General features: G+C 36.8%; 15 protein-coding genes. 13 read left to right on the forward strand and 2 right to left on the reverse strand.

The genetic code is table 11. The features are described 5' to 3' along the window. Positions 1-409: 409 nt before the first annotated feature. The 10 genes from mnmE (at position 410) to HCX49_RS11820 (ending at position 10,880) form a co-directional block, all read left to right on the forward strand. Positions 410-1,786 (forward strand): tRNA uridine-5-carboxymethylaminomethyl(34) synthesis GTPase MnmE, encoded by a 1,377-nt coding sequence (gene mnmE, locus HCX49_RS11775; protein ID WP_132770820.1) that lies wholly within the window; start codon positions 410-412, stop codon positions 1,784-1,786. A 438-nt stretch (positions 1,787-2,224) separates the two neighbouring features. Continuing rightward, complete coding sequence (locus tag HCX49_RS11780; protein WP_132770818.1) at positions 2,225-3,382, forward strand: esterase; 1,158 nt, start codon at positions 2,225-2,227, stop codon at positions 3,380-3,382. A gap of 10 nt (positions 3,383-3,392) precedes the next feature. Then, positions 3,393-3,986 carry a TIGR00730 family Rossman fold protein gene (locus HCX49_RS11785; protein WP_132771061.1) on the forward strand — a complete coding sequence of 198 codons (594 nt, stop codon included), beginning with the start codon at positions 3,393-3,395 and terminating at the stop codon, positions 3,984-3,986. A gap of 147 nt (positions 3,987-4,133) precedes the next feature. Then, entirely contained in the window at positions 4,134-4,508 is a 375-nt protein-coding gene (locus HCX49_RS11790) for a transmembrane 220 family protein (protein ID WP_132770816.1), read from the forward strand. Between the two features lie 11 nt (positions 4,509-4,519). After that, positions 4,520-5,215 carry an EboA domain-containing protein gene (locus HCX49_RS11795; protein WP_168127145.1) on the forward strand — a complete coding sequence of 232 codons (696 nt, stop codon included), beginning with the start codon at positions 4,520-4,522 and terminating at the stop codon, positions 5,213-5,215. 14 nt (positions 5,216-5,229) lie between these two features. Beyond that, positions 5,230-6,216, forward strand: a complete 987-nt coding sequence (locus HCX49_RS11800) for a TatD family hydrolase (protein ID WP_021189017.1) — start codon at positions 5,230-5,232, stop codon at positions 6,214-6,216. A 41-nt stretch (positions 6,217-6,257) separates the two neighbouring features. Continuing rightward, complete coding sequence (gene eboC / locus HCX49_RS11805) at positions 6,258-7,112, forward strand: UbiA-like protein EboC (protein ID WP_168127488.1); 855 nt, start codon at positions 6,258-6,260, stop codon at positions 7,110-7,112. A 16-nt stretch (positions 7,113-7,128) separates the two neighbouring features. Continuing rightward, positions 7,129-8,298 carry a 3-dehydroquinate synthase gene (locus HCX49_RS11810; protein WP_168127146.1) on the forward strand — a complete coding sequence of 390 codons (1,170 nt, stop codon included), beginning with the start codon at positions 7,129-7,131 and terminating at the stop codon, positions 8,296-8,298. A 10-nt stretch (positions 8,299-8,308) separates the two neighbouring features. Beyond that, complete coding sequence (eboE, locus tag HCX49_RS11815) at positions 8,309-9,517, forward strand: metabolite traffic protein EboE (RefSeq protein WP_168127147.1); 1,209 nt, start codon at positions 8,309-8,311, stop codon at positions 9,515-9,517. 1 nt (position 9,518) lies between these two features. After that, positions 9,519-10,880 (forward strand): alkaline phosphatase family protein, encoded by a 1,362-nt coding sequence (locus HCX49_RS11820; protein ID WP_168127148.1) that lies wholly within the window; start codon positions 9,519-9,521, stop codon positions 10,878-10,880. Between the two features lie 119 nt (positions 10,881-10,999). Here HCX49_RS11820 and HCX49_RS11825 read toward each other — a convergent pair whose 3' ends face one another. Continuing rightward, positions 11,000-13,012 carry a c-type cytochrome gene (locus HCX49_RS11825; RefSeq protein WP_168127149.1) on the reverse strand — a complete coding sequence of 671 codons (2,013 nt, stop codon included), beginning with the start codon at positions 13,010-13,012 and terminating at the stop codon, positions 11,000-11,002. A 21-nt stretch (positions 13,013-13,033) separates the two neighbouring features. Continuing rightward, positions 13,034-14,470 carry a DUF1080 domain-containing protein gene (locus HCX49_RS11830; protein WP_168127150.1) on the reverse strand — a complete coding sequence of 479 codons (1,437 nt, stop codon included), beginning with the start codon at positions 14,468-14,470 and terminating at the stop codon, positions 13,034-13,036. A gap of 272 nt (positions 14,471-14,742) precedes the next feature. Between HCX49_RS11830 and HCX49_RS11835 the strand changes: the two genes are divergently transcribed. The 3 genes from HCX49_RS11835 to HCX49_RS11845 all read left to right on the forward strand — a co-directional run bounded on the left by HCX49_RS11835 (position 14,743) and on the right by HCX49_RS11845 (position 20,701). Then, positions 14,743-17,229, forward strand: a complete 2,487-nt coding sequence (locus HCX49_RS11835; protein WP_168127151.1) for a ThuA domain-containing protein — start codon at positions 14,743-14,745, stop codon at positions 17,227-17,229. 305 nt (positions 17,230-17,534) lie between these two features. Then, positions 17,535-18,242, forward strand: a complete 708-nt coding sequence (locus HCX49_RS11840) for a DUF4198 domain-containing protein (protein ID WP_168127152.1) — start codon at positions 17,535-17,537, stop codon at positions 18,240-18,242. A 122-nt stretch (positions 18,243-18,364) separates the two neighbouring features. Further along, on the forward strand, positions 18,365-20,701 hold the full coding sequence (locus HCX49_RS11845) for a TonB-dependent receptor domain-containing protein (protein WP_168127153.1): 2,337 nt from the start codon (positions 18,365-18,367) through the stop codon (positions 20,699-20,701). Positions 20,702-20,708: the final 7 nt, after the last annotated feature.

Below are 20,708 nucleotides of genomic sequence, written 5' to 3' on the forward strand. Positions count from 1 at the left end.
TTTTAAGATTAACAAGACGATCACCCTAGCACGATATAAGAGTGAGCCTGCAGGATGATAACAATGGCTATACGATCACCCTAGCACGACATAGGATTGAGCCTGCAAGTAGATAACATTGACTATACCATCAGCCTAGATCGACACAATGAATAGGTTATCTATGCACCTGCTATGCACAATATACATACAACAAATAGCCGAATGAGCTTATAGGATGACTATAGGTTGAAACTCATTTTGAAAAGTTTTAATACAAACTTTAGAAATAGGATAAATGATCGATGGAGATTACACGTTTGTGAAAGATTAAAATAACTAAAAAATATTTATTCGCTATTCGTTTTTTATACGTCAATTTGTAATTTATTTGCCCATGAACTAAAGTAGTAATCCTTATCTTTGCATCATGTCTGAACACGCTATTTTGGAACAAGAAACAATTGTGGCATTAGCCACAGCAAGTGGTAATGGTGCTATCGCTGTAATACGTCTTTCTGGTAAAGATGCTATTGAAATAACCAACCAGGTATTTCGGGGTAAGAATTTGCTCAAGCAAGCTTCACATACGCTTCATTTCGGTACAGTACGAGATGGAGAAGAAATCATTGATGAGGTATTGGTCTCACTATTTGTAGGTCCTAATTCTTATACTAAAGAAAATGTAGTTGAGATCTCCACCCACAATTCTAAGTATATAATTGAACGTGTGATGAGTTTGCTTATTAAAAAAGGAGCACGAGCAGCTAAAGCAGGGGAATTCACATTACGTGCTTTTTTAAATGGGGGAATGGACCTTTCTCAAGCAGAAGCTGTTGCTGATTTGATTGCTTCAAATTCTGCCGCTTCCCATCAAATTGCGATGCAACAGATGAGAGGCGGATTTTCCAATCAGTTGAAAAAATTGAGAGATGATTTGATCCACTTTGCATCACTAATAGAATTAGAACTCGACTTTTCAGAAGAAGATGTAGAATTTGCAAACCGCGATCAATTGAAAAGTTTAATTAAACAAATTAATCAAGTGGTGAGTAAGTTGATTTCTTCATTTGAACAAGGTAATGTCTTGAAAAATGGTGTTCCAGTCGTAATTGCAGGTAAACCTAATGTCGGAAAATCTACATTGTTGAATGCTTTATTGAATGAGGAGCGCGCCATTGTATCGGACATTGCGGGTACCACAAGAGATACGATTGAAGATGAAATAAATATCAAAGGAATTACTTTCCGATTTATTGATACTGCCGGTATTCGTGAAACTATCGATGTTATCGAGGCTAAAGGAGTAGAGCGTACAAGAGAAAAAATGAAGCAGGCACGTTTAATCATTTATTTATTTGATCCTACACAAGACGAGGTGGTAGATATTGAGGAGCAGATTGCAGAAGTTGCAGTGTTGAACATACCTTTTGTTACAATTATTAATAAAGCTGACTTGCTTACAGTAGAGCAGAAAAAGCAGTATGAGGTTTTAAAACCGCTATACATATCTGCAAAAGAACAAATAGGGGTAGAAGAGCTAAAAGATGAACTATTAAATCAAGTAAATCTATCTAACTTAAATACTGACGATGTCTTAGTAACCAATATCCGTCACGTAGAAGCTCTTCAGCATACACGAACATCCTTGGAACGCGTACTCAACGGAATTGACAACCCGGTTACATCTGATTTCTTAGCCATGGATATACGTCAATCATTATATCATTTAGGCGAAATTACAGGTTCTGTTTCAACCGATGATTTGTTGGATAATATATTTTCTAAATTCTGTATCGGAAAATAATAATTGGAATAATTAACAGTTAAAAAGCACTAACAGTCAAATTGTTAGTGTTTTTTTTGTGATTAATGATTTGCTGAATAAAAATTCGTGTTTGCTATAGTGGATAGTAGAACTCAAAAATTAGAATTGACTCTGTTTTCTATTATTGACGTTTATTTTGTTCCGATCGATCTGATTGATGCTAGTGTGTGGTAATTAACTGTGATGTCTATTTTATATTCAATTGACTATTACTTAAAGTCCTGTAATATGGGGTGATGAAATACAATATTCGTTTTATCATTTTAAAAGCATATGGTGATTTTAAATATTCGTATTTCCCACTGAAATTCCTTAAATTTAAATACTCCAATATTAAGCGGGTTTAGTTAATCAATATCTTATTAGCCTTAAGCTTTTTGTCAAGCTTGTATTGTTAATGTTCATAAAAACATAGAAATGAAGATCACATCCATTTTATATTTATTGCTATTGGGGCCCCTAATTGGCAAAGCCCAAGAAAATCTCGATTTTAGTGGCAATAAGACCATTGTTTCTCCCGAGATTAACGGAAAACAGATAACCTTCAGACTTTTGGCTCCAGAAGCGAAGACTGTAAAGTTACAGGGAAATTGGATGCAAACTGATGACTTGAATTCTGGAATTAAAGATTCAAGGGGAGTATGGTCGTTTACAAATCAAGATCTGAAACCCGATATTTATACCTATTCTTTTATTGTGGATGGAGTTAAAGCTACTGATCCCAATAACGCTTATCAGGTTCGGGATGTGAGTTCTGTCATGAGCATGTTTATCGTAAATGGATCAGAATCATCCAATTATACTGTTCAAAATGTCCCTCATGGTACTGTTGCTAAAAGATGGTATACTTCAAGAGGGCTAAAAGAAGATCGTAGATTAACCGTTTATACACCTCCCGGTTATGAGGCTTCAAAAGAAAAATATCCTGTCCTTTATCTTTTGCATGGGATGGGGGGGGACGAAGAAGCTTGGATGACCTTAGGGAGAGCTTCACAAATTTTAGATAATCTAATAGCGCAAGGAAAAGCAAAGCCGATGATCGTCATTATGCCTAATGGTCACACGAGTAATGCGGCTGCACCAGGGGAGTCTTCTAAGGGTTTTTATAAAATTGATATGGTAACTCCAGATATTTTTACAGGAGATATGGAAGCTAATTTTAATGAAATCATAGCTTTTACAGAACAGAATTATCGGGTGAAAGCTGATGCGAAAAATCGAGCTATTGCTGGACTTTCAATGGGAGGTTTTCATTCCTTGTATATTTCAGCTAACCAACCTAAAACTTTTGATTATATTGGATTATTTTCTCCTGCAATTCTTCCTCCAGAAAATAAGAAAAGTCCAATTTACGAAAATCTTGATGCCAAGCTTCAGGTTCAAAAAAACAACGCTTACCGCTTGTACTGGATTGCCATTGGGAAAACGGATTTTTTATACAAGCATGTTGCCGGCTTCAGGGATAAACTCGATAAGATGAATTTTAGCTATCAATATGTCGAATCAGAAGGCGGTCATACCTGGAGCAACTGGAGGAAATATCTCAATGATTTTGTTCCTCAATTGTTTAAATAAAAAAAGTGTTATGATGCGAAAAATTAAAAGTATCGTTGTTTTTTGTGCTTCTAGTTTAGGTAAAGAAAATATCTATGAGGAGCAAGCTGCTCATGTCGGGCATGTATTTGCGAAAAAAGGTATTTGTCTAGTATATGGTGGTGGACGAGTTGGATTGATGGGGGCAGTTGCCAATGGTGCATTAGAAAAAGGAGGCGAAGTGATAGGTGTCATTCCTGAGTTTCTCAATTCCAAGGAAAGAGAGCATACAGGGGTTACAAAGTTAATTACAGTAGATACCATGCATGATCGCAAGCGAATCATGCACGATTATTCAGATGGAGTCATTGCATTGCCAGGGGGCTTTGGAACACTCGAAGAGCTATTTGAAATGGTGACTTGGGGTCAGCTGGGGTTGCATAAAAAACCAGTTGGAATTCTCAATACGAATGGTTATTATGATCACCTCCTGCTATTTATTGATCACATGACGGCAGAAGGTTTATTGAAAGAAGAGAATAAATCCATGCTTCTGTTTGGAAATACCATTGAAGAGTTATTAGAAAAAATGGAACGGTACGAAGCACCCAAGGTTACTAAATGGATAGAAAAAGATGAAATTTAAACCTATTTATTAGTTGTTTAAGCATCTCTCTTATTGTGATTTTACTTTCGTCTTAATTTTTTTACAATTTGACTGATTAAAACAGATTTATAATCTGTTTATTTGTGTATCAGTAATGATGAAATTTCATCGAATAAACCTAACCGTATGGCGCTAATTATTTTAAATATTATTTTTTGCATTGCTTTTATAGGATTTGCCTATGTAAATCTCAATGATAAAGATTCCTGGCTGTGGATTCCAATTTATATGCTGGCCTCTATTTGTTGCGGACTAGCCGTGTTTAATTTCTACTATCCATTTATATACCTTGGTGCTATTGTATTTTATCTAGTTTATGCAGTTATACTTTTTTTTGCAAAAGATGGCGTTCGCGATTGGTTGATGAAATATCGTAGACCAAGTATTGTGGAAAGTATGCAAGCAACGAAGCCATATATTGAGAAGACAAGAGAGTTTTTTGGTCTTCTGATTGTTAGTGGCGCATTAGCTATAAATTATTTTGTTGCTGTTAATTTATAAAATTTAAACTTGTGGTTGATTTAAAAAGGAAAAAACAGCTAAGTGATATATTTCAAAAAATTATCCAACAAAACCTAGAATTAGATGCATGGTCTTGGTTGGACAATAAAGTGGAATTGATTAAAAATGAAGAAAAAACACTTCAATTAAATTTGAGTTTTTCCCAGCTCCCAAGAAAGCTTGGAAAAGAAAATATTGTTGTCCAATCCGAAGATGTTGCTGATCTAAAACAATTATTACCTGGCTTTTCTTTGGAAGCATGGACCATTGACCGATTATGTAGAGTATGGTTGTTGATGCAGTTACCTGATCAGAACAAGGAACAATATCTGAAAAAAATCAATACTTTATTTATTGCTTCAGAAATGAATGAACTGATTGCATTATACTCCGCTTTACCTTTCTTGAGCCATACCGAAGAATGGGTCGGTAAATGTGAAGAAGGAATCCGTAGTAATATAGGTACTGTATTGGAAGCAATTATGTATCATAATCCTTATCCATCAGTTATGCTTTCAGAAGGAGCATGGAATCAAATGATTTTGAAAGCATTTTTTACAGAGAAAGATGTTAAAAAAATTACTGGATTAAAAGAGCGCGTTAATCAGGCTTTAGCGAATACCTTGAACGATTATGTACAGGAACGCTTGGCAGCCCATAGAACTGTTCATCCAGAAATCTACCAATTAATAGAATTAGGAAAATAAAAAAATATAGAATTATGTGCTGTAATGAAAATTTCCAAGAAAGAAATTTAGGCGAAAGAAACCAAAGTACTCTTGATTTAAATGATATTAGTGGAATGAAGTTTTTTGACCCTCATATTCACATGACTTCACGAACTACGGATGATTACCAAGCAATGGTTGATGCCGGGATTGTGGCAATTATTGAACCTGCTTTTTGGTTAGGACAACCTCGAACAGGGATCGATAGTTTTACGGATTACTACAGTAGCTTAATTGGATGGGAAAGATTTAGATCTTCTCAGTTTGGCATTAAGCATTATTGTACTATTGGATTAAATTCACGTGAGGCGAACAATGAGCAATTAGCCGAACAGGTGATGGAATTACTGCCTCAGTTTATTTTCAAGGAAGGTGTGGTCGGTATTGGTGAAATTGGTTTTGATGATCAGACTGCTGCCGAAGAAAAATATTTCCGGTTACAGCTGGAGCTTGCTAAAGAAGCTGGACTTCCCGTACAGATTCACACACCACATAGAGACAAGAAAAAAGGCACGCAACGAAGCATGGATATTGCTATTGAACATGGACTTTCTCCGTATTCAGTGATTATAGATCATAATAATGAAGAAACGGTTAAAGAAGTCTTAGATCGAGGGTTTTGGGCAGCTTTTACGATTTATCCTTTTACGAAAATGGGAAATGAACGTATGGTTGAGGTTGTTAAACAATATGGTTCTGAAAGAATTATGATTAATTCAGCTGCCGATTGGGGAATTTCTGATCCGCTCGCTGTTCCTAAAACGGCAGCTCTGATGAAACAATCAGGTATTAGTTTAGATGATATTGAATTGGTGAGTTACCGGAATGCAATTACGGCTTTTGGTCAAAGTGGACAGATAGACGAACGTGATTTTGTAACTATAAAAAATATTGATCAGTCTCAAAAATTTGAAAGTAATTCTATTTTGCGTGGTGGTCAGCAACCAAGGATAGATAAGAATTCGATCATTATTACTTAATCGTACAAATATTGAAAAAATTAAAAGGATATATACGATTAATGAGACCAGCAAATGTCGTTACTGCAGTAGCCGACGCACTCGCTGGTATAGCAATATCCGGATATTTATTAACAGAAGGATGGAATTCTCCAGTACCTATTATTTTACTTTGCATTTCAACAATAGGGCTGTATAGTGGTGGAATTATTTTTAACGATGTTTTTGATGCAGATCTGGATAGAATAGAACGACCTGAGCGACCCATACCTAGTGGATTGATCAGCGAAAAAGAGGCCACAGTATTTGGATCTTTATTCTTCTTAGTTGGACTAATAGCAGCCTATTTCGTAGGAAGTATTACAGTAATATTAGCTATAGCGATTATTTTAGCTTGTCTTGTCTACAACAGATGGGCAAAACATCATTCATTTTTAGGTCCACTTAATATGGGACTTTGCCGTGGCCTAAACCTCTTATTGGGAGTTAGTATTATAAGTACAGAGGTAAGTCAATGGTGGTTCTTGGCTATTGTACCTATTATCTACATCGCTTCTATTACAATGATTAGTCGGGGAGAAGTACATGGAGGAAGTAAAAAAATGCTTTATTTTGCCGCTGTACTTTATGCAGTTGTTATCGCTAGCATTTTATTTTTTGCACAAACGAAGGGTGATATTATTATTACTCTTTTGTTTATCATTCCGTTCGCTTGGATGATTTTTAAACCCCTATTAAGAGCTATAAATAATCCAATAGGCCCCAATATAGGTAAAGCCGTTAAAGCAGGAGTGATTGCATTGATCCTCATGAATGCTGCATGGGCAAGTGTATTTGCTGATTGGAAAATTGCACTTGTCATTATTTTTTTATTACCATTATCTATTATACTGAGTAAAGCATTCGCAGTTACTTAATTAATAATTTTCAATTATGAGTTTTTTAGAACAGTCATTTAGTGTGAAATTTGAATATAAAATACATTTTACTAAATCGTTATTTCACACCGATAACCCTACTTTTACAGATTTTTTTAAAAGCAATCCTACAGATGTATTGCGTAAGATTTTTTTCGTCCTAGATCAGGGAGTTGCTGATGCACACCCAGATCTGGTTTCAGCGATCAGAACCTATTTCGATCATCAGCAAGAAGTACAGCTGATTTCTGAAATTTTGATTATACAAGGAGGAGAAGCCTCAAAAAATGATACAGGTCTATTCGATCGTTTGGTTGAAGCAGTAGATCAATATGGAATAGACCGACATTCTTACATTGCCGCGATCGGTGGTGGTGCCGTGCTTGATCTTGTCGGTTACGCAGCCGCAGTGTCACATCGTGGAATTAAACACATTCGTATACCAACGACTGTACTCTCGCAAAATGACTCTGGGATTGGTGTTAAGAACGGTATAAATTATAAGGGTAAGAAAAATTTTTTAGGCACTTTTGCTCCCCCCGCGGCTGTGTTTAATGATGATCAGTTTTTGTTAACATTAACGGATAGAGATTGGCGGTCCGGAATATCTGAAGCAGTTAAAGTTGCTTTAATTAAAGATCCTAGATTCTTTTATTGGATAGAAGATAATGCAGCGAAACTGGTGAGTCGTGATTTAGAGACCATGGATTACTTAATTGTACGTTGTGCCGAATTGCATTTAAACCATATCGCATCAGCCGATCCATTCGAGATGGGATCGGCGAGACCATTAGATTTCGGTCATTGGAGTGCACATAAACTAGAACAATTGAGTAATTTCAGTGTGCTGCATGGGGAGGCTGTAGCCATGGGAATAGCTTTGGATAGCACGTATTCTTTCTTAAGTGGATTGTTAACAGAAGATAAGCTTTTGCGCATATTGAATGTGCTGCTTCATTTATCATTTGATATTTCTAATCCATTTATTCAGATCAATGATGATGAATCGCCAATACTTCGCGGTTTAACTGAATTCCAGGAACATCTTGGCGGTAAATTGACCATTACATTATTGACGGATCTCGGAACAGGTAAGGAAGTTCACCACATGGATCACCAGTTATTGATTGCGGCAAGTAACTATGTCTTAAATTTTACCAGCGCAACAGCTGGTTTGGATCATTAAATTAGTTAAAATGAAAGTTAATACAGGACATTTAACCTATTGCACCAATATTCATCCAGGGAAAAATTGGAGTGATGATTTTACAGCTCTAAAAGATAATTTTTCTTTTATCAAAGAATCAGTTTCGCCTGGCCAGCCATTGGGAATAGGATTGAGATTATCAAATGTATCGAGTTTAGAACTTAGCGAGCAGGGTAATATAGCGGAATTTAAACATTGGTTAAAAGAAAATAATGCTTATGTTTTTACAATGAATGGATTTCCTTATGGAGAATTTCATCGTACTGTTGTCAAAGAAGATGTACATACCCCTGACTGGACTACCGAGGCACGTAAAGATTATACAATCAGACTTTTCACTATTCTTCAATCCTTATTACCAGAAGGAATGGTCGGTGGAATTTCGACATCGCCGCTTAGTTATAGACACTGGTTCAAAACGACTACCGATTTTACGGAAGCCAAAAATGCTGCCACGATAAATATAGTTGCTGTAATAAAAGCATTAGTTACAATAGCAAATGCAACAGGTACGGTTATGCACCTTGACTTGGAACCAGAACCTGATGGAATCATTGAAACTGGACGAGAATTTATAGATTGGTATACAGACGATCTGCTTCCAACTGCTATTTCAGATCTTGTAGATTCATTTGGCATTACCGCTATCGAAGCTGAAGCTCTTACCAAGAGACATCTTTGCCTTTGTTATGACGTATGCCATTTTGCAATTGGCTATGAAGATCACGCCGATGTATTAAAAGAACTTAAGGAGAAAGGTATTGCAGTAGGGAAGATACAGATATCTGCTGCTTTGAAAGCAAATATGGATCAGTCCCCTGATCAGCGTATAGCTATTAAAGAAAGTTTTCAAAAATTCAACGAACCGACATATCTACATCAGGTAGTGGCCTTAAAAAGAGATGGCAAGCTTATTCGTTATACAGATCTAACACCAGCCATAGCAGATTTTGAGCACCAGGATGTGATGCAGTGGCGCGCACATTTTCATGTTCCTATATCTGTTCAAGATATTGGAGTCTTGCAATCAACGCAACAAGATATTATAGAAGTGTTGAATCTCCAAAAAGTTGCCCCTTTTACCGAACATTTGGAAGTGGAAACCTATACTTGGGAAGTATTGCCCGAACAGTTAAAGATACCAATAGCTGCATCTATCAGTAATGAACTGGAGTGGGTAATTAAAACAAATGTATAAGATGAAGAAAACAGTTGTAATTGACGTAGTTGGGCTATCTGCAAATTTAATAGGAAAATATACCCCATTTTTGGAACAATACATAAAAAGAAAAAATTTAGCAACTATAGCTCCAATGTTACCGGCTGTTACTACCAGCGTCCAGTCTACCTATCTTACAGGTAAAAAACCTACCGAGCATGGTGTGGTTGGAAACGGTTGGTATGATCATGTAGATTCGGAAATTAAGTTTTGGAAGCAGTCTAACAAACTTGTATTAGCGGAAAAGATCTGGGATAGAGCAAAAAAAGAAGACCCGAACTTTACGTGCGCAAATCTATTTTGGTGGTATAATATGTATTCAAATGCAGATTATAGCGTTACACCACGACCTAATTATCTGGCCGACGGTCGAAAGCTTCCGGACTGTTATGCAGAACCGGCAACATTGAGAGATCTTTTGCAGGAAAAGCTTGGTCAGTTTCCTCTTTTTAATTTTTGGGGACCTGGTGCTAATATTAAATCAAGCCGATGGATTGCTGATGCATCTATGATCACAGATGAACTGTATGATCCTACACTGTCTTTAATCTACTTGCCACATTTGGATTATTGTTTGCAAAAATTTGGAAATGATTGGTCTAATATCGGTAAGGAACTAGGTGAGATCGATATTCTGATTAAGGACTTGGTTGAATTCTATGAAAAAAGAGGAGCGAACATTATTATTCTTTCGGAATATGGTATTGTACCTGTAAATAATCCCATTCATATCAATCGAATACTAAGGGAAGCCGGATTATTACAGATCCGTGTAGAACGAGGTCTGGAATTATTGGATGCAGGAGCCTCCAAAGCATTTGCAGTGGCAGACCATCAGGTTGCACATGTCTATATAAATGATTTATCGGTAGTTGATCAGGTGAAGGATATGTTAGATAAATTATCAGGAATTGCGGTAGTGCTTGACAAAGAAGGTAAAAAGGAATATGGGATAGACCATGACCGTGCAGGAGATTTTGTTTTGGTTGCAAATCCAGAAAGTTGGTTTACTTATTATTTCTGGCAGGATGATGCTAAAGCACCCGATTATGCAAGATGCGTCGATATCCATAAAAAACCAGGATATGATCCTGTTGAAATGTTTATGTCTTCTAAATTTCGTGCATTATATAAACTGTTGAGAAAAAAAACTGGTTTTCGTTACGTTATGGATGTAATACCTTTAAATGCTAATTTGGTAAAAGGTTCACATGGTAGCGTGAATACACCTTCCGAATTTCATCCTGTTTTGATTACGGATACGGAATTAAATAAGAGCAGTATACAGGCAACAGAAGTATATGAGTTAATTTGGAAATCTTTGCATAGTAAAAAGAATTAAGTGACTCACAGTAAAATCCGATCAAGAACAATATATGTTCTTTTCAAGAATAAAAACAAAGCCATTCTTTTTTAAGAATGGCTTTGTTTTTTAATAATACGTTGATAAAGATCAACTCATTATTTTAATGAGTTGATATAAGCTGCAATTTTCAATCCATCAGCTTTAGAAACTTGTGGCATAGGCGGCATTTCTGTTGCATATCCAGGCCAGTTTTCTGGTTTAGGGTTGTAGATGAGCTGCAAAATTTTCTCATTTGAATATTTGCGTTTTGCAATATCAGTGAATGACGGTCCAATCTGTTTTTTCGTAGGATTGTGGCAGGCTAAGCAAGTATTGCTAGTCAATATTCCCTTCACCTCAGCATAAGTAGGAGCTTTAGTTACTGTTTTCACTTCATTTACTTTAGCCTTTGCTTCAACAGGTTTTGCTTCTGTGCTTTTTGTTTTAGCAGTCGCAGTTTTTTTACCGGCAACAGTTTTATTATTTGCTGCGGTTGTCTTTTCTGCAGGTTTAGTTGTAACATCAACTACAGGATCATGAGTAGAATTCCTGGTGCTAAGTGAACTTATTGCTAGTTTTTCTCCAGATGGAATTGCATTTAAAGTATAGTAAGCTTCAGGATGGACAATTGAATAAAAGTTTTGTTTCTCACGAATACCATCTACACTTATGGTGTGGATATAATGTTCACGTAATCCATCGACAACAATTCTTGCTTTTAGTCCATCAGGAGAAACCTTAACTCCTTTTATGTTTAAAGTCTCTTTATTTACTGGAGGAGAACCATATACAGGATGGTATTTATATATGAAGCTTTCAACGCTGTATGAAGCTAGATCTTCAGCAGATTTTAAATCAACAGGTTGTGTAAATTCGATCTCAAAACCGTCTGGCATAGCTCTTACTGCTTTCATTTCAAAAGGCGTCTTGTTGTTGTATACTAAGCGCTCAAGTCCTTCATTTGCTTCACCTGCAGAACCCCACCCACGGTTGGTTTCACCGACAAATAAAGATCCATCCTGTCCCCACGCCATTCTCAAAACACCAGAACGGAAACCACTCTTAAACAAAAATGCGGCGCCTTGTTCTTCACCATTTACCGTCTCTAAGAAAACACGTGAAATGATGCTCATACCTTGGTCACCAACGAGTAATTGTCCTTCAAATGGACCAAATGTGCCTTTCGGAATTTTGACAGGTTCAGAGTTTGAAATACCAAGAATACCATGCGGCAACCATACTGACGGTAAACGAATCTCTGGAATTTCTTTTTTCATCTCAAATACCGTTTTGAAATTCTCGTTGACTCTATTTTCAGGTTTGATGTAGCGACCTTCAGCATTTTTGATACGACGTTCATCTACTTTAGAATAGAAAGATTCAGATGATAACTTTAACGGTGAATCAGGTCTTTTTGTCCATACTAAACTGGCTGGATGTCCCATAAAATCTCCTTTACTGACCTTCCATAATCCTCCGGAACCAACCCAGTCACCTTGGTTTTCTGTATAGTAGAGTTGACCGTCAATCACATTTAATCCTGCTGGAGAACGTACACCTGCAGCCCATGGTTGCATTTTTCCATCTGCGCTAATGTTCATAATCCATCCACGCATAGGAACACGACTTTCTGCGCGCCACCACTCTTCATCACCAAAAGCTACATTTCCAGATACGAAAAAAGAACCGTCAGATGCGATTTTAGGACCAAAACTATATTCATGATAATGTCCGCTTAAAGGCCAAGCATACACAGTTTCATAAACATCAGCTTTGCCGTCCATATTTTTGTCAATTAGCTTTGTTAGCTCGCCTCTTTGTGCAACATATAACGCACCATCTTTGTAAGCAAGACCTAAAATCTCGTGAAGACCCGTTGCAAATTTTCGAAAGTATGGTCTGTTGCTGGTGGGGTTTTCAACGATAAATACATCACCTCTACGGGTGGATATGCCTAGATCTCCATTAGGTAAAGTAACCAGTCCACCAACCTCTAAAACAGGTCCTTCGGGCATTCTTACTTTCATGATCTTAAAAAAATCTTCTTCTTTTGGTGTTTCTTGAGCGTGGGAAACAGTATAGCCAAAACTCAAAGCTAGCATTGCTAGCATTCTAAAAGTGTGTTTCATATAATATTTGTACTCTCTCAATTAGAATGAAATAGAATAATTTAATTGTTTGTCTAGGAGAATGATTAATTCTTTTCCTCCGTTAGCATCTCGAATAATAGGTTTAGGAGCACCTTTGTCAAGTTCAAGGTAATAAGACTGACCATCAACGAGGTAATACCCTTTCGCTAGTTCTTCAATTGAACTTGCATTTGCCAGTAAAACATACAAGTTAGGGACAGTTTTGTCAATGTTTATGGATCTGTTCAGGCCTTTACCATCATTTGAAACTGTGATGATATCGGTGACTTCAGCGCCATATATATTATATTTAAATTGTGGTCTATCCTCATTGTCGATAATATAACCTTTGGTTTTAAATCCACTACCAGTACTGTCAGCAGGCCATGTGGTTTGAACCGTTGCCAGCTGGGCTAAAGCAGGAGTAGCTTTCTTTACAAAAGAAGTTACTGCTCCACGGGCTCTAGAAGTACCGTTTCCTCTACCGTCCCACATAGGAGTGGCATCAATAAATTCGCCATGCCATCCCTGCAACAATAGGCCATTGTCCAAATCATAGCTGTAATGTGTCTTTAATGGACTGCCGACAGATATTGCGTGAACAGCAAGCAACTTAGGTGCATAATTCACAAAACTTCTAATCATGGTATTAGAAGGTGCATCTATATAAATAGGGTCAGCATCACCACCGCCTCTATTGTTTACATTAATCTGTTCTTCGGGAAGTTTTGATATTTTAATATTTCGAAAAGCAACTGAACCATGATCGCCTTGAAGACGCAGTGGACCTAACGGCTTTTCTTTATCGGCCGCTCCGCCCGTTGGACCAAACAATTCAACATTATCCTGAACTAAAACACCATTCAGTTCCACAGCTAAAACTCTCGCATTTGCAGTCTTTTTTCCTGTAGCATCAAATTTAGGCGCTTGAAATGCAATTTTTAAATGTTGCCATAGACCTGGTGCTTTGCTTGCATTTTGACGAGGAGCATAACCTTCAAAACCTTTGGACCCTTCTGGTCTAGCATCATCCCAACGTTCGTATATACCGCCATTGTCAGACGACATGGGTTGCAGCACTCCCCAAGAATCTTTAAGTTGGACTTCATAATTCCCTTGTAGGTAGATTCCTGAATTTGAGTTCTTTGCCATTAAGTAATCCAGTTCAAGAATTATATTTCCATGAACTGCATTTGTTAACAAGTCAGACCCCTTCATTTTATTAGAAGTGATGTTAACAAGGATACCGGATCCTTTTGTAGCTTTCAATTCATTCTCATTTCTTGGGTCAGAGATTACTTTTTCAGCAATAGTCCAAGATTTTCCTGTAGCATTGAAAGCAGCAAGATCATTAAGTTTAATTTCCGATTGATCGGTTAGCTGTTGGGCTAGTAATAATGTCGTTCCAAATAACCAGCATAAGCCGGTTGTTCCGAACTTCAAATAGTTTAATTTCATATGGAGTACTAGGTTTAAAAATTTAAATATAGTAATTTTTGTGCTTGCTAAAAGGATTTTGTGTAACAAAGTGAATATACTGACTGTTGCGGTTAATATTAAGCTATGATTTCTAAATATTCATATTACTGGTAAAATAGCCTCTAAAAATGGATCAGCAAAATAATATATATATTGGCTAAAATAAAGCTAGTATGAGTGGGGTTATAGTTGCATCTTTATGTCAAGAATACAAATTTAAGTAAGTACAACCGATAATATTAAAATTTATTATGATTAAAACACTTTTGTCAAAGATTTCTTTACTATTGATTTTTATATCAGTTTTAAGTTCTTGCCATCAAAAGAGGTCCGGAAAACCAAGAGTATTGGTTTTCAGTAAAACTGCAGGTTTCCACCATAATTCTATTGAAAAAGGAAATATTGCCCTCCAGAAGTTAGGACTCGAAAATAACTTTGATGTAGATACAACAACAAATGCAGATTGGTTCACCGAAGATTCGTTAAAAAATTATTCAGCTGTGATATTCCTAAATACCACTGGTGATCTTTTGAATAATTATCAGGAAGCCGATTTTGAGCGTTATATACAAGCTGGGGGAGGTTTTGTCGGTATTCACGGAGCTGCCGATGCCGAGTATGATTGGGGCTGGTATGGAAGGTTGGTAGGTGGATACTTTGCTACTCATCCTGAAGTCAAAGAAGGAAAATTAACAGTGGTTGATAAAAAACATCCAGCAACAAAAATGCTTCCCGATACTTGGGTACATACAGATGAGTGGTATGTCTTTAAAAAACGTTATGAAGCTACCCATGTGTTAATGAATATCAATAAGGAGGTATATGCAAATCCAGAACAAATGGCCGAGACGCCAATGGCCTGGTATCATGATTTTGATGGTGGCCGTTCTTTTTATACAGGTTTAGGCCATCAAGATGAAGATTATTCAGACCCTTTATTCTTAAAGCACATCTTAGGTGCTATCGAATATGCAATTGGAGATAATTACGAATTAGATTATGGTAAGGCTAAAACAAAGCGGGTTCCAGAAGAGGAACGATTTACGAAAGTTTCATTGGCTGTAGGCGAGTTCTTTGAACCTACCGAAATGGCCATACTTCCTAATTTGGATATTTTAGTAGCACAACGTCGGGGAGAATTGCTTCATTACAATCAAGAAACAAAAAAAGTAACTCAAGTGGGACTGTTAGATGTTTATCACAAAACTGAAACACCCAATGTTAATGCAGAAGAAGGCTTTATGGGGTTAACAATAGATCCGGATTTTGCAGATAATCATTATATATACGCTTTTTATAGTCCAAAGGATACATCTGTTAATCGTTTGTCACGTTTTGAGTTCAAAAATAATAAGTTAGACCTCGCAACCGAAAAGATTGTGCTTCAGTTTTATTCACAACGAGATATCTGCTGTCATACTGGTGGTTCTTTAGCATTTGATAAAGACCGAAATCTTTATTTATCAACAGGAGACAACTCAACACCATTTGACGAAAAGGATCAAAAATTTGTCAGCAATGGTTATTCACCGCGGGATGATAGGGCTGGACATGAGCAGTATGATGCCGCACGTAGCTCTGGAAATAGCAATGATCTGCGTGGTAAAATTTTGAGAATAAAAGTAGCAAAAGACGGTTCATATCAGATTCCAAAAGGAAATTTATTTCCAGAGGGACAGGAAAATACAAAACCAGAAATTTACGTGATGGGAAACAGAAACCCCTATAGGATATCTGTTGACCCGAAAAATGGATTCTTGTATTGGGGAGAAGTGGGACCTGATGCCAATACCGATAGTTTAGGTAGAGGTCCTCGCGGATATGATGAGGTAAACCAAGCGCGTAAGGCAGGCTTCTTCGGGTGGCCATTTTTCGTAGGTAATAATTATGCCTACAATCCGTATAATTATGAAACTGGAGTTAGTGGACAGGCATTTGATGTTCAAAAGCCAATTAATAGTTCCCGGAATAATACCGGTATAAAAGAATTACCGGCCGCACAACCGGCCTTTATATGGTATCCTTATGCAGAATCAACAGACTTTCCACAGGTGGGTTCAGGAGGGCGTAATGCGATGGCCGGGCCAGTATACTATTCGGATCTTTATCCAAAAGAAACGAGGTATCCAGATTACTATGATGGCAAGCTATTTATTTACGATTGGGTTAGAGGATGGATCAAAGCAGTCACTATGTTACCAAATGGAGACTTTGATAAAATGGAACCGTTTATGCCACATACAAAATTAGCTTCTGCGATTGATATGGAAGTTGGTCCTGATGGAAGAATATATCTTTTAGAATATGGCAACGGTTGGTTCAGTAAAAATGCAGATGCAGCAATATCAAGAATCGATTATAATGCAGGTGAATTAGCTTCAAAACGTGTTAATAAAACTGTTTCGGCAAAAAAATCACCAAGTGATACGACTTATAAAGATTTAGATAAAGCAAACGGAGCATTGGGGCATAAAGAAGGATCAGATACACCAAAAGGAGAAGCTTTAGTGTTAGCTTCTGATTGTCAAGCATGTCACGGTGTCGACAAGAAATCAGTTGGTCCTGCATATACAGTAGTTGCTAAACACTATAAAGATAATAAGGACGCATTATCGTTGTTATCTAAGAAAATCATCAATGGTGGAGGCGGTGTCTGGGGTGAGGTAGCCATGCCTGCTCATCCATCATTAAAGCAAGAGGATGCGAATGAAATTGTTAAATGGATACTTTCATTGTAGGAGTTCCATAGATTTTTATTAAACGTTACAAAAGAGGTTGTATCATCAGATACAACCTCTTTTGTTTTCTCTGATTTGATGTTTATTGACAGGCAATTACAGAAGATAGAAACGAGTAATCAATTTTCACACAATGATATTTAGGACTTCTTAAAAGTTCTTTTCATAAATATAATTATGGTTACCAATCCCCTAAACCAGTTATACTCCAGATATAAATTCATTTAATAGAATTAATAAATTGACTTGGATATTTTGTCAATGTTTGTATATTTGTCCATTATCTTTAATTAATCTAAATAACAATGTACTACGTTAAGCAACTATTAATTGCGATGATTGTACTTTTTGGCGGTAACCAAATAGTCCAAGCTCACGCGATTTGGATTGAAAGTAATCCTGTAGGTATTAAAAATCAATCTCATACCATCCGAGTTTACTATGGAGAATATGCAACTGGAGAAATTGAAAAGACAAAAGATTGGTATTCTGACTTGAATCAGTTAAAACTTAATCTTGTTGATTCTGAGAATAAGGTTGAACTAAAACTTACTGATAAAGGAGATTATTTAGAAGCTAGTTTTGTACCTGCTAAAGATGGCATTTATCAAATCTTTGTTTCTCACCCTGCCAAAGAACTTGGAGGCACTACAAGATATGAATTTTTAGCGCAAAGCCAGATTCAAGTAGGTAAAGACGCTGGATACGCAGCAATACCTTTAGCGGCTCACTTTATCTTCCAAAACAAAATCTTTAAAACAAATGATGTGGTAGAAATTCAGTTATTACGCGGGAATAGTCCGGTTGCTAATAAAGAAGTTTTAGTGATGTCTCCAAATGGTTGGAGCAAAAACTATAAGACTGATAGTCAGGGTAAAATTAAAGCAGAGGCTATCTGGGCTGGCACTTATGTAATCGAAAACAGTCATATGGCAGATCAATCAGGAAATTGGAACGATAAAACCTACAATAAGAATTGGCAGGGACTTACCGCAAGTTTTCAGGTAAAATAAAAAGCGTCATCTAGAGCGGTAATTCTAGTATGACGCCAAAGGTAGTCTAACGGTAATTAGGCTGCCTTTACTACTACGTTAAGCATGTAGTATATCCCTAAAAGTGTTACAATTAAAAGACAATGCAAAATAGCAAAATAATATTGACTATTGGTATGTCGTTATGCGTTTTGAACGGTATAGCGCAAAATAAAACCAATAGTTATAAAGGCCAGGTAAGATCTGCGACTGAGGTGGTTCCTTTCGCAACAGTAAAAATAGATCAACAAATTATTCGTGCTGATAAAAATGGGAATTTTTCATTTACAAATAACAAATCTACTGTTGATATCCAAATAACTGCCGTTGGTAAAATCACGGTCAATAGACAGCAAGTGGTTTTGTCCAATTACTTCAATAGTCCTATTCTTATCGAAATGCAAGATGATAGTCAAGGGATCGATGAAGTAGAAGTGATGGGGCTTACAAAAATTAAAGAGATAAATCGTCAAGCCTTCAATGTTACAGCGATAGATGCAACAAAATTATACAATTCAACATTAAATATTGCAGATGCACTGGATAAAGTATCTGGTGTACGTGTACGTGAATCTGGTGGCGTAGGTTCCAATACAAGTCTGACACTTAATGGATTCTCCGGTAATCATATCCGTTTCTTTTTGGATGGAATTCCAATGGACAATTTCGGTACTTCTTTTCAAATTAATAATATACCGATCAATTTAGCAGAAAGAGTAGAAGTATACAAAGGTGTTGTTCCCATTTGGTTAGGTTCTGATGCCTTAGGGGGAGCTGTTAACATTGTTACGTCTACTAAAGCACGCACCTTTGTAGATGCTTCATATTCCTATGGTTCTTTTAATACCCACCGAACAGCTGTCAATGCAGGTGTAACCAATAAAAACGGTCTTACGGTATTGTTAAATGCCTATCAAAATTACTCAGACAACGATTATAACGTAACAACATTAGTCTCTAATATCAATACTTGGGAATCGAAAGAAAATGTTAAAGTAAAGCGGTTTCATGATAAGTACCATAATGAGGCTTTAGTAGCTCAGGTTGGCGTGTCCAATAAAAGTTATGCAGACAAATTATTGCTAGGTATTACTTTGGGGCAGAACTACAAAGAAATCCAAACCGGAGCCCGTATGGTTTCGGTATTTGGAGGTTGGCACCGTCGCGGAAATACAGTTATGCCGACTTTAAAATATCAGAAAAATAATTTGATAAAAGGTCTGGATGTTACTTTAAACGCTAACTACAACTTTGGTAAGGAGCAGAATATTGATACGCTGAATAGACGGTACGATTGGTACGGTAATTATAAAGAAATGGGTACCAATGGGGAGCGTAGTCGACAGCTGTATGTTTATAAAAACAATGAAGGTATTGCATCTTTAGCAGCTAACTATAGACTTTCTGATCGTCAGTCTCTTTCTTTAAGTAATGTCGCGACTACTTTTAACCGCAAAGGAGAGGATGAGCTCAATCCTCAAAATAGTAATCTTGAACAAGGTCAACGTTCCATCAAAAACGTGATGGGTTTAGGCTATAGTTATGATGTCAAAGATCATTGGAGTACAACAGTTTTTGGAAAAATGATCACACAGAATAATAAACTTGAGGAAGCTGAGTCCGCTTCAGTTACCCGCTTCGGGTATGGACTCGCATCTACATATTTTATTCAGCGGGATCTACAGATAAAAGCTTCTTATGAAATGACCAATCGAATGCCGACTTCCTACGAGATCTTTGGTGATCTGGAAAATCAAGAAGCCAATGGTAACCTCAAACCCGAACGCAGTCACAATATTAATTTGGGTGCTATATATGGGTGGAAGCAGGGCGATGATCATCGTTTTTCTGTAGCTGGAAATCTGATATATCGCTATTCTTTTGATTTTATTTATAATAGATTGAATAATAATCAATCGAAATTGGTGGCTGATAACCGCGATGGTGTGAGCACACGTGGAGGAGATTTAGATGTACATTATTCTTATAAAAACTTTTTGAATTTTGGAGGTTCATTGACTTACCAGTACTTACAAAATAAGCAAAAGTATGAACCTGGGTATACAGGAGTGAGCCCTGTTTATAATGACCAGATGCCAAATATTCCTTATCTATTTGGAAATACCAATGTAGATGTTTCATTCCATGATTTTGGTGGAAAAAATAACAAGCTAACGGTCGGTTACAATCTATTGTACGTACACGATTTTTGGCTGTATTGGCCTAGTCGTGGAAATTCATCTGCCAATAAAAAACAGATTCCTAAACAGTTAAGCCACGATGTTAATCTTGTATATAGCTTAGGTTCTGGTAAATATAATATTGGTGTTGAGGGACGCAATTTGGCGAATGCAAATCTTTATGACAATTTTAGTCTGCAAAAACCGGGACGCTCTTTCGCCATTAACTTACGCTATTATTTTCAGCGTGATCATAAATAAACAAATA

Source organism: Sphingobacterium sp. B16(2022), assembly GCF_012030425.1.
Classification (GTDB): domain Bacteria; phylum Bacteroidota; class Bacteroidia; order Sphingobacteriales; family Sphingobacteriaceae; genus Sphingobacterium; species Sphingobacterium anhuiense.

Excerpts from the sequence above, each read along its gene's own strand:
- mnmE (WP_132770820.1), top strand. The coding sequence starts at position 410 with ATGTCTGAACACGCTATTTTGGAACAAGAAACAATTGTGGCATTAGCC.
- HCX49_RS11780 (WP_132770818.1), top strand. The coding sequence starts at position 2,225 with ATGAAGATCACATCCATTTTATATTTATTGCTATTGGGGCCCCTAATT.
- HCX49_RS11785 (WP_132771061.1), top strand. The coding sequence starts at position 3,393 with ATGATGCGAAAAATTAAAAGTATCGTTGTTTTTTGTGCTTCTAGTTTA.
- HCX49_RS11790 (WP_132770816.1), top strand. The coding sequence starts at position 4,134 with ATGGCGCTAATTATTTTAAATATTATTTTTTGCATTGCTTTTATAGGA.
- HCX49_RS11800 (WP_021189017.1), top strand. The coding sequence starts at position 5,230 with ATGTGCTGTAATGAAAATTTCCAAGAAAGAAATTTAGGCGAAAGAAAC.
- eboC (WP_168127488.1), top strand. The coding sequence starts at position 6,258 with ATGAGACCAGCAAATGTCGTTACTGCAGTAGCCGACGCACTCGCTGGT.
- HCX49_RS11810 (WP_168127146.1), top strand. The coding sequence starts at position 7,129 with ATGAGTTTTTTAGAACAGTCATTTAGTGTGAAATTTGAATATAAAATA.
- eboE (WP_168127147.1), top strand. The coding sequence starts at position 8,309 with ATGAAAGTTAATACAGGACATTTAACCTATTGCACCAATATTCATCCA.
- HCX49_RS11820 (WP_168127148.1), top strand. The coding sequence starts at position 9,519 with ATGAAGAAAACAGTTGTAATTGACGTAGTTGGGCTATCTGCAAATTTA.
- HCX49_RS11825 (WP_168127149.1), bottom strand. The coding sequence starts at position 13,012 with ATGAAACACACTTTTAGAATGCTAGCAATGCTAGCTTTGAGTTTTGGC.
- HCX49_RS11830 (WP_168127150.1), bottom strand. The coding sequence starts at position 14,470 with ATGAAATTAAACTATTTGAAGTTCGGAACAACCGGCTTATGCTGGTTA.
- HCX49_RS11835 (WP_168127151.1), top strand. The coding sequence starts at position 14,743 with ATGATTAAAACACTTTTGTCAAAGATTTCTTTACTATTGATTTTTATA.
- HCX49_RS11840 (WP_168127152.1), top strand. The coding sequence starts at position 17,535 with ATGTACTACGTTAAGCAACTATTAATTGCGATGATTGTACTTTTTGGC.
- HCX49_RS11845 (WP_168127153.1), top strand. The coding sequence starts at position 18,365 with ATGCAAAATAGCAAAATAATATTGACTATTGGTATGTCGTTATGCGTT.